This window comes from Salmonella sp. SAL04157 (assembly GCF_046551635.1).
Lineage (GTDB): Bacteria > Pseudomonadota > Gammaproteobacteria > Enterobacterales > Enterobacteriaceae > Salmonella > Salmonella enterica.
The window spans coordinates 139,187-154,779 of record NZ_JBGDVS010000002.1 but is presented as its reverse complement, the minus strand read 5'-3'; the positions used below and the strand labels follow the sequence as shown (position 1 = coordinate 154,779).

Genomic DNA, 15,593 nt, shown 5'->3' with positions numbered 1-15,593 from the left:
TTACTCTTCTTCTTCGACGTTCATCTGAAAAGTACCCGCCGTTGTCCTGAAAGTCTCTTCACAGTTTACGCTTCTGCCTATTCAATTAAACAACAAATAAGAAACATATTATTAACAAAACATTCCGATTAACGAGGAAGAGGCCGCAATGAAACCTGAAGATTTTCGTACTGATAACAAGCGTCCGTTAACGGGCGAAGAGTATTTAAAAAGCCTGCAGGACGGGCGGGAAATTTATATTTACGGTGAACGCGTTAAAGATGTTACGACACATCCGGCATTCCGCAATGCCGCAGCCTCTGTCGCACAACTGTATGACGCATTACATAAACCGTCGATGCAAGATACCCTGTGCTGGAATACCGATACCGGCAGCGGCGGTTATACGCATAAATTTTTCCGCGTGGCGAAAAGCGCAGACGATCTGCGCCAACAGCGTGATGCTATCGCCGAGTGGTCACGCCTGAGTTACGGCTGGATGGGACGCACACCGGATTACAAAGCCGCCTTTGGCTGCGCTCTGGGCGCTAACCCAGCTTTCTACGGCCAGTTTGAGCAGAACGCCCGTAACTGGTACACCCGTATTCAGGAGACCGGCCTGTACTTTAACCATGCTATCGTCAACCCGCCCATTGACCGCCACAAACCTGCCGACGAAGTGAAAGACGTCTATATCAAGCTGGAGAAAGAGACGGACGCCGGGATTATTGTCAGCGGGGCGAAAGTTGTCGCCACTAACTCCGCCCTGACTCACTACAACATGATTGGTTTCGGCTCAGCCCAGGTGATGGGCGAAAACCCGGATTTTGCTCTGATGTTTGTCGCGCCAATGGATGCCGAAGGCGTAAAACTTATTTCGCGCGCCTCGTATGAAATGGTCGCGGGCGCGACGGGCTCGCCGTTTGATTATCCACTCTCCAGCCGCTTTGATGAAAACGATGCCATTCTGGTGATGGACAAGGTGCTGATCCCGTGGGAAAACGTGTTGATTTACCGTGATTTCGATCGTTGCCGTCGCTGGACGATGGAAGGCGGCTTTGCCCGTATGTATCCACTGCAAGCCTGTGTTCGTCTGGCGGTTAAACTTGATTTCATTACCGCGCTGCTGAAAAAATCGCTCGAATGTACGGGTACCGTAGAGTTCCGTGGCGTGCAGGCCGATCTCGGCGAAGTCGTGGCCTGGCGCAATATGTTCTGGGCATTGAGCGATTCTATGTGTTCTGAAGCAACCCCGTGGGTAAACGGCGCCTGGCTACCGGACCACGCCGCGCTGCAAACCTATCGTGTGATGGCCCCAATGGCCTACGCGAAAATTAAAAATATTATTGAACGTAACGTTACCAGCGGCCTGATTTACCTGCCTTCCAGCGCCCGCGATCTGAATAATCCGCAAATCGACCAGTACCTGGCGAAATACGTACGCGGCTCTAACGGAATGGACCATGTTGAACGTATCAAAATTCTTAAATTGATGTGGGATGCCATCGGCAGCGAGTTCGGCGGTCGCCATGAGCTGTACGAGATTAACTACTCGGGCAGCCAGGATGAAATTCGTCTGCAGTGCCTGCGTCAGGCCCAGAGCTCCGGCAATATGGATAAGATGATGGCAATGGTCGATCGCTGCCTCTCCGAATACGATCAGAATGGCTGGACGGTTTCGCATTTGCACAATAACGACGACATCAATCAACTGGATAAGCTGCTGAAATAACGCGGCAGGAGGTTCTCATGCAAGTAGATGAACAACGTCTGCGTTTTCGCGATGCGATGGCAAGTCTGGCGGCAGCGGTCAACATCGTAACCACGGCGGGTCACGCCGGACGCTGCGGTATCACCGCAACAGCGGTCTGCTCCGTCACCGATACGCCGCCCTCCGTAATGGTATGTATTAATGCCAATAGCGCCATGAACCCCGTTTTTCAGGGTAACGGCAGGCTGTGCATTAATGTACTTAACCATGAGCAGGAGCTGATGGCGCGCCACTTTGCCGGTATGACGGGGATGGCGATGGAGGAGCGTTTTCACCAGCCATGTTGGCAAAACGGACCGCTGGGCCAGCCGGTACTTAACGGCGCGCTGGCCGGTCTTGAAGGCGAGATCAGCGAGGTACAAACCATTGGCACGCATCTGGTGTATCTGGTGGCGATCAAAAATATTATCCTTAGCCAGGATGGGCATGGCCTGATTTATTTCAAACGCCGTTTTCATCCGGTCAGACTTGAGATGGAAGCGCCTGTTTAACCGTCACTCATGCCCACAAGCGGGATAACCACCGCTTGTGGGAGAAGAGTCGATACGCTGAAGATTTTTATTCCCGCCGCGATGTTTGATCGCCATAAATCGCGGCGATTAATACAATCTAAGAGCCTATCCCACCAGGCGTTATTGGCGCAGCCAGTTTGGACACGGACAGCGCGCAAAAACCGGAGCGTACACGTAGTACGTGAGGTTTGACTCGCTACGCTCGCCCTTCGGGCCGCCGCTAGCGGCGTTCAAAACGCTAACGCGTTTTGGCGAGCACTGCCCAGGTCCAAAATGGCAAGTAAAATAGCCCTAATGGGATAGGCTCTAAATTAGCTCCCGCGATAGGTTGAATAACCATACTGACTTAATAACAGCGGCACATGATAGTGCTCATTCGTTTTGCTGATATGAAACTCGACGGGAATCTCCGGGAAAAACGTATCCAGTTTTTTACTTTCAAAATACTGGCCGGTTTTAAAAATAACGCGATAATCCCCCGGCGCGGCAGCTTTTTCGGGCCACAGTGCTTTAATACGTCCGTCCTGGTCGGTATGCCCGGTATTTAATTGCGTCCATCCGTTATCCTTTTTCTGCTCCAGTACCACCTCCACGCCGGGCGCCGGTTTGCCTGTTTGCTGATCGAGAATATGTACGCTGAGAATATTGTTGCCAGCGGCCAGCGCCATTGCAGGGGCTGCAACAAGAGATGCTATCGCGGTAGCCAGTATATATCGTTTCATGCTTCACTCCTTTACGGTATTGATGCAGGAAAATATATCTGGCGCGTCCAGGATTAACCTTACACGGACATGACAATTATGTCATCTTGTTGGAGATTTACGGATTCGCTACCAAGCCTATGGCATACTGCGTTGATGAAGATTTTATTGATTGAAGATAACCAGAAAACCATTCAGTGGGTACGTCAGGGACTCACGGAGGCAGGCTATGTGGTTGATTATGCCTGTGATGGACGAGACGGATTACACCTGGCCCTTCAGGAACATTATTCATTGATTATTCTTGATATTATGCTGCCGGGGCTTGATGGATGGCAGGTTTTACGCGCGTTACGCACTGCGCATCAGTCCCCCGTTATTTGCCTGACGGCGCGCGACTCGGTTGAGGATCGCGTCAAAGGTCTTGAGGCGGGCGCTAATGATTACCTTGTTAAGCCTTTTTCCTTCGCCGAACTGCTGGCCCGGGTGAGAGCTCAACTCAGACAGCACGTCCCGGTCTTTACCCGACTGACGATCAATGGTCTGGACATGGATGCCACAAAGCAATCGGTGTCACGAAATGGCAAACCGATTTCCCTGACCCGCAAAGAATTCCTGCTCCTCTGGTTACTGGCCTCCCGGGCAGGAGAAATTGTGCCCCGAACCGCGATCGCCAGCGAAGTTTGGGGAATTAACTTTGATAGTGAAACCAACACCGTTGATGTCGCGATTCGTCGGCTGCGCGCCAAAGTAGACGATCCATTTGAAAAGAAGCTCATTATGACCGTCCGGGGGATGGGTTATCAATTACAGGCGGAAACGTCGCAGAATGGTTAAGTTATCAATGACGCTGCGCCTGACAATTTCTTTTATCGCCATACTTATCCTCGCCTGTACCGGCATTAGCTGGACGCTCTATAACGCGCTGAGCAAAGAATTAACGTATCGGGATGATATGACGCTAATAAATCGGGCGGCGCAAATGCAGCAACTGTTACTGGATGGCGCCAGGCCGGAAAATCTGCCGCTCTATTTCAATCGGATGGTGGATACGAAGCAGGATATCTTATTGATCCATTCAGCAACAGGCCACAATGTTGCGATTAATCATAGCGGCATCCCCGACCAACGCTTTAACGAGATTCCGCTGGCTAAAAACATCACCCGCGAAACCTTATTTCGCCAGGCGGTACAAGGCACGGAACTGACCGCGGTACGAGTAAACGCCAGAAGCGGCGATGACCCGCTGACCCTTACTATTGCCAGGCTGGCGACGGAAAGACGGCAAATGCTGGCGCAATATCGCCGCAACAGTTTGCTGATTAGCCTTATCGCGATCCTCGTCTGTTCGGCGCTCAGTCCATTAGTCATCAGAAACGGGCTGCGGGCCATTACGTCGCTCAGCCGACTCACCGCGGCGACAGATAGCGGCACACTTCGCCAGCCGTTGGCGGAACAGGCGTTACCCGTTGAGCTCAGGCCGCTTGGACAAGCGCTAAATACCATGCGCCAGAAGCTTTCCGACGATTTTGAACGCCTGAACCAATTTGCCGACGATCTGGCGCATGAGCTGCGCACGCCTGTTAATATTTTACTGGGGAAGAATCAGGTGATGCTGAGTCAGGAACGCAGCGCCGAAGAGTATCAACAAGCCCTTGTCGATAATATTGAAGAGCTGGAGGGACTGTCGCGACTGACAGAAAATATTCTCTTTCTGGCACGCGCGGAGCACCAGAATATAGCGGTAAAAAAACAGCCTGTTTCGCTCAATGCGCTGGTCGAAAATATGCTGGATTATCTTAGCCCCCTTGCCGAGGAGAAGCGCATCTGTTTTATAAATCAATGTCAGGGAACGGTATGGGCTGACGAAATATTATTACAAAGAGTGCTCTCAAACCTGCTGACGAATGCCATCCGTTATTCTGATGAAAACGCCGTGATACGTATTGAAAGCGCTTATGATGATAACGTTGCAGAAATTCGGGTCGCTAATCCGGGCAGCCACCCCGCCGATGCGGATAAGCTTTTCCGGCGTTTTTGGCGAGGAGATAATGCCCGCCACACTGCCGGTTTCGGCCTGGGGTTATCGTTAGTTAACGCGATTGCTCTATTACACGGTGGTTCGGCATCTTACCGCTATGCCGATGAACATAATATCTTTTCGGTTCGTCTGCCTGATAGCGGTGATAGCTAAGGTCAGTACAGGTTCTGTTCCCCTTCCCTGCCACAGGGCTGTGGTTATCAATACAACCTCAATAAAGAGAAAATAAAGGATGCCGGCAAAGAATATTGCTGGCTCGATCACTTTCTCGGTTTCCAATCCAGGGTCAATTCATCCCATAACGCGTTATTCAGTGGGAACCTTTATGAAAAAGTATCTTGCATTCGCCGTTACGCTGCTGGGTATGGGTAAAGTCATCGCCTGTACTACCCTTTTGGTAGGCAATCAGGCTTCGGCTGACGGCTCCTTTATTATCGCGCGCAACGAGGATGGCTCGGCAAATAACGCCAAGCATAAGGTTATTCATCCCGTCGCGTTTCATCAACAAGGCGAGTATAAAGCACATCGGAACAATTTTAGCTGGCCGCTTCCGGAGACAGCGATGCGCTATACGGCGATTCATGACTTTGATACTAACGATAACGCCATGGGTGAAGCCGGTTTCAATTCGGCGGGCGTCGGAATGAGCGCAACGGAAACCATTTATAACGGCAGAGCGGCGCTGGCTGCCGATCCTTACGTGACAAAAACGGGAATCACGGAAGACGCCATTGAGTCCGTGATCCTGCCAGTGGCGCAATCGGCGCGTCAGGGCGCCAAATTACTGGGAGACATTATTGAACAAAAAGGCGCTGGCGAAGGTTTCGGCGTCGCGTTTATTGATAGCAAAGAGATATGGTATCTGGAGACGGGAAGCGGTCATCAATGGCTGGCAGTACGACTTCCGGCAGATAGCTATTTCGTTTCCGCCAATCAGGGACGTTTACGCCATTACGATCCGAATGATAACGCGAATTATATGGCGTCACCAACGTTAGTAAGCTTTGCGAAAAAGCAGGGATTATATGATCCGGCCCGCGGCGAATTCGACTTTCATCAAGCCTATTCGCAGGATAACAAAAACGATACCACCTATAATTATCCGCGCGTCTGGACGCTACAACATCAGTTTAATCCGCATCTGGATACGGCCGTTAGCGAAGGAGAAACATTTCCTGTTTTTTTAACGCCAATAACGAAAATTAGCGTGGCGGCAGTAAAAAACGCGTTACGCAATCACTATCAGGGAACGTCGCACGACCCTTATGCCAGTCATAATCCACAAGAACCATGGCGACCTATATCCGTTTTTCGTACCCAGGAGTCACATATTTTACAGGTCAGACCGAAATTACCGCAGGCTATCGGCAACGTAGAATACATCGCCTATGGAATGCCATCTCTTAGCGTCTATCTCCCCTATTATCAGGGAATGCGTCATTATCAACCCGGAGATGATAAAGGAACCGATCGGGCGAGCAACGACTCTACCTACTGGACATTCCGCACGCTGCAAACGCTGGTTATGCAGGACTACAATGCGTTTGCGCCAGATGTGCAACACGCCTGGAAAACATTTGAACAGCAAACAGCTAAGCAGCAGTATAAGATGGAGCAGAGCTATCTGAGATTATATGCGTCGCATCCGAAAGAAGCGCAACGCTTACTGCAAAATTTTGAAGATAAAACGATGCAAAATGCGCAGACGCTCGCCCGTCGCCTGACCAATAATATTATTACGACAATGACTTACCGCACAGATATGAAATATCACTTTTCAAGTACGCAACCATAAATTTAATGACAATCTATTAGCCACTCATACACAATAAGATAAAGCGGCACCAGAATTAGCCAGATATAAAAGACAATAATTATTATGGATTCATAGAGAGGATAGTTTATGACACTCCAGGCAAATATCAGCAGAGAGACAAAAGCGGCAAAAACCCAGGAGGTATATAAGCACGTTGTTCTTTTCAAAATGGCCGCCTCCTCTCGCATAAAACGATAACTACAACTTATGTCCCGTGTTACATAACTTTTCCCGACAGGCCTCTTTTACCCACGCTGAAAAATTCCGCGTCTTTTCAGATTTCAACGCGAATTCTATCTGTTCAAGCATGGAATAGGAAAAACGAATATTCTTCGTCACGGTCTTACTTGTCCGGGGCTTTGCTGGCATACACACACCTGTATAACATTTGATGTAACGCCGTTACTTTACGCAGGAGTAAATCGGTGAATTTGATCTGAGTCAAGAAGGTGGGTTTTCAATAAAAGTTGTGCCCTAAATTGTGAAGTTTGTAGATTTTATGAACATTTGATGCGCCGTTCCCCCCATGATCGCCACTACGTATGCACGTCAGGACACCTCCCCGCCTGATCAGAAGCGCTTTCTCATTAAAAAGGACATTTTTTTAAAGTTCCTGGCGCATAAAAGTCACATTCTTTTAAAGGGTTGTTAACCCTGTTGAATGTTCCCACTCCCCTATTCAGGAATATTAAAAACGCTATGCAAATACAGAGCTTCTATCACTCAGCTTCACTAAAAACCCAGGAGGCTTTTAAAAGCCTACAAAAAACCTTATACAACGGAATGCAGATTCTCTCAGGCCAGGGCAAAGCGCCGGCTAAAGCGCCCGACGTTCGCCCGGAAATTATTGTCCTGCGAGAACCTGGCGCGACATGGGGGAATTATCTACAGCATCAGAAGACGTCTAACCACTCGCTGCATAACCTCTATAACTTACAGCGCGATCTTCTTACCGTCGCGGCAACCGTTCTGGGTAAACAAGACCCGGTTCTAACGTCAATGGCAAACCAAATGGAGTTAGCCAAAGTTAAAGCGGACCGGCCAGCAACAAAACAAGAAGAAGCCGCGGCAAAAGCATTGAAGAAAAATCTTATCGAACTTATTGCAGCACGCACTCAGCAGCAAAATGGCCTACCTGCAAAAGAAGCTCATCGCTTTGCGGCAGTAGCGTTTAGAGATGCTCAGGTCAAGCAGCTTAATAACCAGCCCTGGCAAACCATAAAAAATACACTCACGCATAACGGGCATCACTATACCAACACGCAGCTCCCTGCCGCAGAGATGAAAATCGGCGCAAAAGATATCTTTCCCAGTGCTTATCAGGGAAAGGGGGTATGCAGTTGGGATACCAGGAATATTCATCACGCCAATAATTTGTGGATGTCCACGGTGAGTGTGCATGAGGACGGTAAAGATAAAACGCTCTTTTGCGGGATACGTCATGGCGTGCTTTCCCCCTATCATGAAAAAGATCCGCTTCTGCGTCAGGTCGGCGCTGAAAACAAAGCCAAAGAAGTATTAACTGCGGCACTTTTTAGTAAACCTGAGTTGCTTAACAGAGCCTTAGAGGGCGAAGCGGTAAGCCTGAAACTGGTATCCGTCGGGTTACTCACCGCGTCGAATATTTTCGGCAAAGAGGGAACGATGGTCGAGGATCAAATGCGCGCATGGCAATCGTTGACCCAGCCGGGAAAAATGATTCATTTAAAAATCCGCAATAAAGATGGCGATCTACAGACGGTAAAAATAAAACCGGACGTCGCCGCATTTAATGTGGGTGTTAATGAGCTGGCGCTCAAGCTCGGCTTTGGCCTTAAGGCATCGGATAGATATAATGCCGAAGCGCTACATCAGTTATTAGGCAATGATTTACGCCCTGAAGCCAGACCAGGTGGCTGGGTTGGCGAATGGCTGGCGCAATACCCGGATAATTATGAGGTCGTCAATACATTAGCACGTCAGATTAAGGATATCTGGAAAAATAACCTACATCATAAAGATGGCGGCGAACCCTATAAACTCGCACAACGCCTTGCCATGTTAGCCCATGAAATTGACGCGGTGCCCGCCTGGAATTGTAAAAGCGGCAAAGATCGTACAGGGATGATGGATTCAGAAATCAAGCGAGAGCACATTTCTTTACATCAGACCCATATGTTAAGTGCGCCTGGTAGTCTTCCGGATAGCGGTGGACAGAAAATTTTCCAAAAAGTATTACTGAATAGCGGCAACCTGGAGATTCAGAAACAAAATACGGGCGGGGCGGGAAACAAAGTAATGAAAAATTTATCGCCAGAGGTGCTCAATCTTTCCTATCAAAAACGAGTTGGGGATGAAAATATTTGGCAGTCAGTAAAAGGCATTTCTTCATTAATCACATCTTGAGTCTTGAGGTAAGTATATGGAAAATCTATTGAATCGTTTATATGCCGCGTTAGGCCTGGATGCGCCAGAAGATGAGCCACTTCTCATCATTGATGATGGGATACAGGTTTATTTTAATGAATCCGATCATACACTGGAAATGTGCTGTCCCTTTATGCCATTGCCTGACGACATCCTGACTTTGCAGCATTTTTTACGTCTGAACTACACCAGCGCCGTCACTATCGGCGCTGACGCAGACAATACTGCTTTAGTGGCGCTTTATCGCTTGCCGCAAACCAGTACCGAAGAAGAGGCGCTCACTGGTTTTGAATTATTCATTTCAAACGTGAAGCAATTGAAAGAGCATTATGCTTAATTTAATACGTCAACATACTTTCTTAATGAGATAAAACGCGATACGTATGCCCTTTACAAGAGACAAAACCATAATCTTTGGTGGAAATGTAAGGGGCAAACGTTCCTCTTTCTCATTTTGCTCTGTTTGCGGGAGCATTTTTAGTGTGTAAGTATTTCTGCTCGTCAGGTTTTTACGCCATCTACGCACATTTATTCTGCTATAAGTTGAAATACTGCAAAAAAATATTAAGGCTTATTATTTTTTCTTTAGGTAAATTTTCGCTCAACAAACTTAATTGTTTATTCATTGATGATGAAGCGTAAGCTATGCTGGAAATGAAGGAAGTCAATAGTAAGGATAATCTTATTATTCACGGGTGATATTACTTCTGCTTCACCGTTATGGCAGATATCATCGCCTCTTGTCAGATGCCAGACACCTACTCATACCCAACCAAAGCTCTAAATACAAAAATCACCTTATATCTTTTTTTATTATTCCTTGTATAAATGTGACTTGACTCACACCTATAAGGAATCGACTCACTTCCATAAGAAGGAATCAAAATGCCAATAACTAACGCGTCCCCAGAAAATATATTAAGATATTTGCATGCGGCCGGTACCGGTACGAAAGAAGCAATGAAAAGTGCAACTTCACCACGCGGTATACTGGAATGGTTTGTCAATTTTTTTACCTGTGGTGGAGTAAGAAGAAGCAATGAAAGATGCTTTCGGGAGGTAATTGGAAAACTGACCACATCATTATTATATGTAAATAAAGATGCTTTCTTCGATGGTAATAAAATATTTCTGGAGGATGTCAACGGGTGTACTATATGTCTGTCATGTGGAGCAGCATCCGAAAATACGGATCCCATGGTCATTATTGAAGTGAACAAAAATGGAAAAACTGTAACGGATAACGTTGATAGTGAGAGATTTTGGAATGTATGTCGAATGTTAAAGCTGATGAGTAAACATAATATACAACAGCCTGATTCACTTATAACCGAGGATGGTTTTCTGAACCTGCGCGGAGTAAACCTGGCTCATAAAGATTTCCAGGGGGAAGATTTGTCAAAAATAGATGCTTCTAATGCAGATTTCCGTGAAACAACTCTTTCTAATGTAAATTTAGTCGGTGCAAATTTGTGTTGTGCAAATCTACACGCTGTAAATCTAATGGGTTCAAACATGACTAAAGCAAACCTGACTCACGCAGACCTGACTTGCGCTAACATGTCCGGTGTAAACTTAACCGCTGCAATTCTATTCGGCTCAGACTTAACTGACACCAAACTAAATGGTGCAAAATTAGATAAGATAGCTCTAACTTTAGCGAAAGCATTAACAGGAGCCGATCTGACAGGTAGTCAACATACCCCTACTCCACTCCCGGATTACAATGATAAAACGCTTTTCCCCCATCCAATATTTTAGTCGAGATAAAGGGATTTTATAAACAAGAAGTATTCAAACAGAAGCCCCCTTGTTTTATTAAATAAACCCCGCCCCTAAGCTACGATGAACTATCCTCCGTACTTCAAAATGCGTATCCCCAAAGCGAAACATTCCGCAGACTGATGAATTACGCATATGAAAAAGAACTACATGATGTGGAGCAGCGCTGGCTACTGGGGGCAGGCGAAGCCTTTGAAACTACCGCGGCTCAGGAACACTTCAAACTTTCAGAAGGCAGGAAAGTTATTTGTCTCAATCTGGACGATTCTGATGATTCATATACCGAACATTATGAAAGTAACGAAGGAAGACAACTTTTTGACACAAAACGTTCATTTATTCATGAAGTTGTACATGCACTGACCCATCTTCAGGATAAAGAAGAAAATCATCCAGGAGGCCCTGTTGTCGAATATACCAACATTATTCTGAAAGAGATGGGGCATCCTTCACCTCCCAGAATGGTCTACATCTTCAATAAATAGACACATCAGGAAACGAAAAGAAACTAAAAACCCACGTAGTCCGTTTTTTCGGGAAATGTTCTAGCAGTATTTTCTAACTATATTCTAAGCGCCCAAAAAACAAAGGGGTTACCTTTCGGTAACCCCTTGTTTAATCTGGCGGAAGCGCAGAGATTCGAACTCTGGAACCCTTTCGGGTCGCCGGTTTTCAAGACCGGAAAAATATTAATATAAATCAAGCAATTATGTTTATTCTAAAGAATACTATGAAAAATCACCATCCATGAAAAACAACATGTTAGCTTAGCTTTGATCACGAAATTCCCCGAATTTATGCGCTCACCTTGACTAAAATCTGAAATTCACAGATATTATACTGTATAAAAAAACAGTGCGGAAATATCACATGAGAACCACTGAATCTAACGTAAGCAGCTTACCCGAACTCACCAGTTTTGAAGTAGGCTATTCCCTTCGAACTAATGAAGTTTACCTGTCCGCTTCATTCACAGATAACATGGCCTGTATACCAAACTGGCCAATTAAAGAGTTTCCTGACCAGTTTATGTGTATCTCTCGTACTCGGGCGGTTGCACTCATAGAAGAGCTTCAAAAGGCTATCGACTACATGAACGCGGGGATAGAACGTCGCTCAGAAAATTTAATCCAGTAAATAGGAAGGTTTACCCTATTCCATTACATCTTTTGCAACAGCATAGATTCTAGACAGGTACGCATCATCACTCTGATCCGAGTGCGCTTGCAGCATCAGGTTTATGCTGTTTTTGGTAACTGGCTGATTAGTTTCTTTTAGCATGACTACTGCGCGTCCAATAACCCTGCATACATCGTCAAAAACAGCTTGTTTTTCCTCATCCATAACTGTTTCTCGCTCTGTTATCGCTGAACCAACATCATTGTAATATAGGCCATAGTGCACCATTTATGTCTATATATTTCTATGGTTATAAACATATTGATATGTACTTTATTTAACCTTTTTACAATCAAATACATCAATACTACCCGCAAATTCGAGTGCCGAAGTGTGTGTTACCACCGCCCCGTTAAATTGGCTTACAGGCAAAGTATTAAATATTTGAATTTCGTAAGCATGACCATCATAACTAGCCGATACGGTTATGGAGCCATCAGCCGCCCGTCCATATCGCTCACCTGAGTCAGAATCAACAACTTCTAATTTTGGTGAGATAATCTGCTTATCGTCAGGAAAAAGGAAACCAATGGAATCAACGTTGTCCTTTACACGTACTCTCATGCGACTAGTATCAACTGGCCCACCAGATTGATTTAACGTCATTCGACAATAAAAAAGGTCTCCTTTTTTTACTGATGTTTGTTTATTTTTATTGGCTATTTTTTGCCGTTTCTTCTCTATTTTTTCGTTCTCAGAATAATACATACTAACAGTGCAATACCTATCCGAAGATTCAAAGCATTTATCAACCAATCGGTGGAGAAATTCACTTGTCTCCCCACCATTATCAACTAGTTTAGTTCGTAACACAGTAACGCTTAGAGGAGGCTGATGTACCAATGACTGAGGAACTAAAAAACTTGGCACGTACTGCGGGCCATACTCCAATAGGTAATCCCGCTTTTGCTCAATTGTTTTTGCTTTACCTTTATCCCAAGCACTACAACCGATCATAAAAAATGACAACAAAACTACTATACCAATTTTATTCATTTTTCATCCCTAAACATATGTACAGATAAGCGCAGTGTACACCATCACCACTGCGTCTCAAATCAACCTATAAGGTACGCGGTTGTTCAGGTTTCTTAGGCCAGTCGATTTTTGGCGCGGTCGATGTATCCACCCGGTTTACCAGCACCCTGTATTTTTTCCACTCGGCGAGCTGGCTTTTCTCTTCATCTGTTGCGAGTCCAAGATCAACCGCATCCTGAAGCGGCGCGATTTTCCCCGATGCCATTTGCAAAAGACGGCTTTTGGTCCCTTCAGCTTCACGAAGTCTGGCCGCTGTTTCCGCAGCTTCATCCTTCACCCACGCCTTACCATCCCATTTCTGGTATTCACCTCCTGGTGAAACTGATGTGACATTTTCGGGCAACGGGCCGGGTTCGGAGATATAAACCTGATTGCCGGTTGTTGTGTCGTAAACCATCTCGCCGCGGTGATCCTCATGCAAACTCCATGTCTGGGTTTCAGCGTCAAATACAGCAATATGACTGGCGGGAATATCAGGAGGGGCGATATCAGTACAGTTTGCCGGTAGTCCTGTGTGCGGCGGGATATATGCATCACCTGCGCCAATAAATTCGTTTGTATCTGAACGAAGATTAAAAATTTTAATTGTCTGTGGGATGTCGCTCATTTTAAACGTCATTTTTTACTCCGGATAAATATTCTGTATTCAGGTGATGGCTGTGGGGATAAGTACCGGGGGAAACAGCATGGCTATGCGCACCAATATAAATATCATCAACCTGATGACGGGGACTAATGCAGGTGTTACCTGATTTTTTGCAATACGTTCTGTAATCACCAAAACCGATATATTCCGTTCTGGCGTTCGGGCAAAGCGTCTTTGACGGACAGTATGCCGTTGTGCTGAATACAGCATTCTGGCGGGCGCTGGCGTATTGCCAGTTAATTTCCGTGGCGCAGTTAATAAAACCATCCCACGCCAGCCTCATTTGCCGGGCGACACTATCCGGTGATACCTTACCACACCCGGCCCCCATCGCAGGGAACACAACCGATTTGATTTTCCGGCCTTCCCCGGCGCTTTTATTGTGCTGAAAAATTGCCAGTAACGCTGCCCGTGTTGCGTTATAAACCGCATCGGTGCCGTCGATTATCAGCGGAACGCGCATCGTCGGAGCGTGAACCAACCACGGATGTTTACTGTTACCCGTTTCAATAACAAAGGCGCTGCCGACAGGCTGTTCTCCCAGATATTCACGGATGATATTTTGCTGTACACGTTCCTGTAACTGCGGCCCAAAATATGCTGTTATCGCAGCATCCACGCCGCCATCCATCAAACCGAAAGAGTTCGCCGCACTGACCATGCAGTCAAATTCCGGTATGGTTTCAAACGGTCCTGGGATAATTTCCACATTTTCGGTATTCTGAAAAGAATGTTCAAAAGCCACGGCCATTGCTGGCACGGGTGCTGAAAGAATTAATTTAATCACGCCAGCCTCACAATATAGTTAAATGCAATGTTTTTAACCGTGGTTTCCGCATTACCGTCTGCGTCCACAATAACGACGTGTCCGTGTGGACCGATATACATGGTGTGCTCATGTCCTCCGATATAAACTGTATGTGCATGGTCGCCAGCGGCCTGTGTCCACGCACCACCTCCAGGCTGAAATGAGGTGTGATTGGAATCTCCCCAGTATGAATTGATATAACCGCCGAACTGGTGAGTATGGTTGCCCGTTGTATTGGTCGATTTCGTGCCGTAATCAAAGGATGAGGTAGTTTTTGTCCCTAAGTCGGTATCCTGCGCTCTGGCGCTGTGACTGTGCGATTTGTTGCCGTCCATTTCTTGCGACAGTACAGCACGTCCACTGATGGGCTTACCCTTTATTGTCCAGCCTCGCATGTCAGGGATAATGCCGGACGGATACGCTATAGCCAGTAACGGGTAAGCAGATTTATCGAAGGACTGCCCCTGCATCAGAGCGTAACCTGCCGGAGTAGCATCAGACGGCCATGCTATCGCCGCCCCTACTGGATGCGAATCCGGAGGTGGGTTTAGTGTGGTGTAGAGCATTGCCCATTCGGACCACTCAGCATCGGCGGTATCTCGATGGCTGCGAATATATGCGGGCGCTGGCGCACCGTTTGTCCCGCTCCAGCCAATGAGGATTTCCCCATCACCGGTTCCGGTCAGACGTAAAATATTTCCGTATTGCGTCGGATAGCCATTGTTGTAGACCTCGCCCATTATCAGGCCGCTATCACTTCCTCTTGTCGTACCAGTCAGTGCCGGAAGCGCGCCGCGTGATGCCAGTCTGTTCGCTGCAACAGCCGTACCTGATGCAGGGAGCGCTCCGATATTTTGTACAAACAGCGGCTTATTCGGGATATCCGCACCACACTGGCTTTTAGCCATGTAGTT

General features: G+C 46.9%; 16 protein-coding genes and 3 pseudogenes. 11 read left to right on the top strand and 8 right to left on the bottom strand.

Annotated features, from left to right (window positions below):
• The first annotated feature begins 148 nt into the window (after positions 1-148).
• Positions 149-1,711 (top strand): 4-hydroxyphenylacetate 3-monooxygenase, oxygenase component, encoded by a 1,563-nt coding sequence (hpaB, locus tag ACLJRE_RS04280; RefSeq protein ID WP_000801496.1) that lies wholly within the window; start codon positions 149-151, stop codon positions 1,709-1,711.
• Between the two features lie 17 nt (positions 1,712-1,728).
• Positions 1,729-2,241, top strand: coding sequence for a 4-hydroxyphenylacetate 3-monooxygenase reductase subunit (locus ACLJRE_RS04275; RefSeq protein ID WP_001195556.1), 513 nt, complete (start codon positions 1,729-1,731; stop codon positions 2,239-2,241).
• A 332-nt stretch (positions 2,242-2,573) separates the two neighbouring features.
• On the opposite strand, the gene hiuH is transcribed toward ACLJRE_RS04275, so the two are convergent.
• Complete coding sequence (hiuH, locus tag ACLJRE_RS04270) at positions 2,574-2,984, bottom strand: hydroxyisourate hydrolase (RefSeq protein WP_000833182.1); 411 nt, start codon at positions 2,982-2,984, stop codon at positions 2,574-2,576.
• Between the two features lie 135 nt (positions 2,985-3,119).
• Between hiuH and hprR the strand changes: the two genes are divergently transcribed.
• The 4 genes from hprR to ACLJRE_RS04250 all read left to right on the top strand — a co-directional run bounded on the left by hprR (position 3,120) and on the right by ACLJRE_RS04250 (position 7,018).
• On the top strand, positions 3,120-3,800 hold the full coding sequence (gene hprR / locus ACLJRE_RS04265) for a response regulator transcription factor HprR (protein WP_000698216.1): 681 nt from the start codon (positions 3,120-3,122) through the stop codon (positions 3,798-3,800).
• On the top strand, positions 3,793-5,157 hold the full coding sequence (locus ACLJRE_RS04260) for a heavy metal sensor histidine kinase (protein WP_000240026.1): 1,365 nt from the start codon (positions 3,793-3,795) through the stop codon (positions 5,155-5,157). Before hprR ends, ACLJRE_RS04260 begins: the two co-directional genes overlap by 8 nt.
• A 172-nt stretch (positions 5,158-5,329) precedes the next feature.
• On the top strand, positions 5,330-6,799 hold the full coding sequence (locus tag ACLJRE_RS04255) for a C69 family dipeptidase (RefSeq protein ID WP_000760232.1): 1,470 nt from the start codon (positions 5,330-5,332) through the stop codon (positions 6,797-6,799).
• Between the two features lie 108 nt (positions 6,800-6,907).
• Positions 6,908-7,018, top strand: coding sequence for a hypothetical protein (locus tag ACLJRE_RS04250; protein WP_000174815.1), 111 nt, complete (start codon positions 6,908-6,910; stop codon positions 7,016-7,018).
• On the opposite strand, the gene ACLJRE_RS04245 is transcribed toward ACLJRE_RS04250, so the two are convergent.
• Positions 7,019-7,189, bottom strand: a complete 171-nt coding sequence (locus ACLJRE_RS04245; protein WP_001111006.1) for a YlcI/YnfO family protein — start codon at positions 7,187-7,189, stop codon at positions 7,019-7,021.
• Positions 7,190-7,519: 330 nt separating this feature from the next.
• Here ACLJRE_RS04245 and sopB point away from each other — a divergent pair, with 330 nt between their 5' ends.
• Together sopB and sigE are read left to right on the top strand one after the other, a co-directional pair.
• Positions 7,520-9,205, top strand: a complete 1,686-nt coding sequence (sopB, locus tag ACLJRE_RS04240) for an SPI-1 type III secretion system effector inositol phosphate phosphatase SopB (protein ID WP_001166958.1) — start codon at positions 7,520-7,522, stop codon at positions 9,203-9,205.
• Between the two features lie 16 nt (positions 9,206-9,221).
• The gene (gene sigE, locus ACLJRE_RS04235) at positions 9,222-9,563 is read left to right on the top strand and encodes a type III secretion system chaperone SigE (protein ID WP_001529102.1); all 342 of its coding nucleotides are present in this window, start codon (positions 9,222-9,224) and stop codon (positions 9,561-9,563) included.
• Between the two features lie 9 nt (positions 9,564-9,572).
• Here sigE and ACLJRE_RS04230 read toward each other — a convergent pair.
• Positions 9,573-9,894: pseudogene (locus ACLJRE_RS04230) on the bottom strand (hypothetical protein).
• A gap of 217 nt (positions 9,895-10,111) precedes the next feature.
• On the opposite strand from ACLJRE_RS04230, the gene pipB reads away from it, so the two are divergent.
• From pipB to ACLJRE_RS04215, 3 genes and pseudogenes are all read left to right on the top strand, one after another.
• Positions 10,112-10,987, top strand: a complete 876-nt coding sequence (pipB, locus tag ACLJRE_RS04225; RefSeq protein WP_001123036.1) for an SPI-2 type III secretion system effector PipB — start codon at positions 10,112-10,114, stop codon at positions 10,985-10,987.
• A gap of 80 nt (positions 10,988-11,067) precedes the next feature.
• A pseudogene (gene pipA, locus ACLJRE_RS04220) lies at positions 11,068-11,493 on the top strand (type III secretion system effector protease PipA); the annotation flags it as partial.
• Between the two features lie 385 nt (positions 11,494-11,878).
• Positions 11,879-12,145 carry a hypothetical protein gene (locus tag ACLJRE_RS04215; protein ID WP_047590629.1) on the top strand — a complete coding sequence of 89 codons (267 nt, stop codon included), beginning with the start codon at positions 11,879-11,881 and terminating at the stop codon, positions 12,143-12,145.
• A gap of 15 nt (positions 12,146-12,160) precedes the next feature.
• Here ACLJRE_RS04215 and ACLJRE_RS04210 read toward each other — a convergent pair whose 3' ends face one another.
• The 5 genes and pseudogenes from ACLJRE_RS04210 to ACLJRE_RS04190 form a co-directional block, all read right to left on the bottom strand.
• Positions 12,161-12,352 (bottom strand): DUF2767 family protein, encoded by a 192-nt coding sequence (locus tag ACLJRE_RS04210; protein WP_024138909.1) that lies wholly within the window; start codon positions 12,350-12,352, stop codon positions 12,161-12,163.
• Positions 12,353-12,460: 108 nt separating this feature from the next.
• The gene (locus tag ACLJRE_RS04205; protein ID WP_410957328.1) at positions 12,461-13,183 is read right to left on the bottom strand and encodes a hypothetical protein; all 723 of its coding nucleotides are present in this window, start codon (positions 13,181-13,183) and stop codon (positions 12,461-12,463) included.
• A gap of 67 nt (positions 13,184-13,250) precedes the next feature.
• On the bottom strand, positions 13,251-13,844 hold the full coding sequence (locus tag ACLJRE_RS04200) for a tail fiber assembly protein (RefSeq protein WP_410957327.1): 594 nt from the start codon (positions 13,842-13,844) through the stop codon (positions 13,251-13,253).
• Positions 13,834-14,658 carry a macro domain-containing protein gene (locus ACLJRE_RS04195; protein WP_058108922.1) on the bottom strand — a complete coding sequence of 275 codons (825 nt, stop codon included), beginning with the start codon at positions 14,656-14,658 and terminating at the stop codon, positions 13,834-13,836. The genes ACLJRE_RS04200 and ACLJRE_RS04195 overlap by 11 nt, the downstream gene beginning before the upstream one ends.
• Positions 14,655-15,527, bottom strand: a pseudogene (locus ACLJRE_RS04190) (phage tail protein); the annotation flags it as partial. The gene ACLJRE_RS04195 and the pseudogene ACLJRE_RS04190, both read right to left, overlap by 4 nt.
• Positions 15,528-15,593 lie beyond the last annotated feature (66 nt).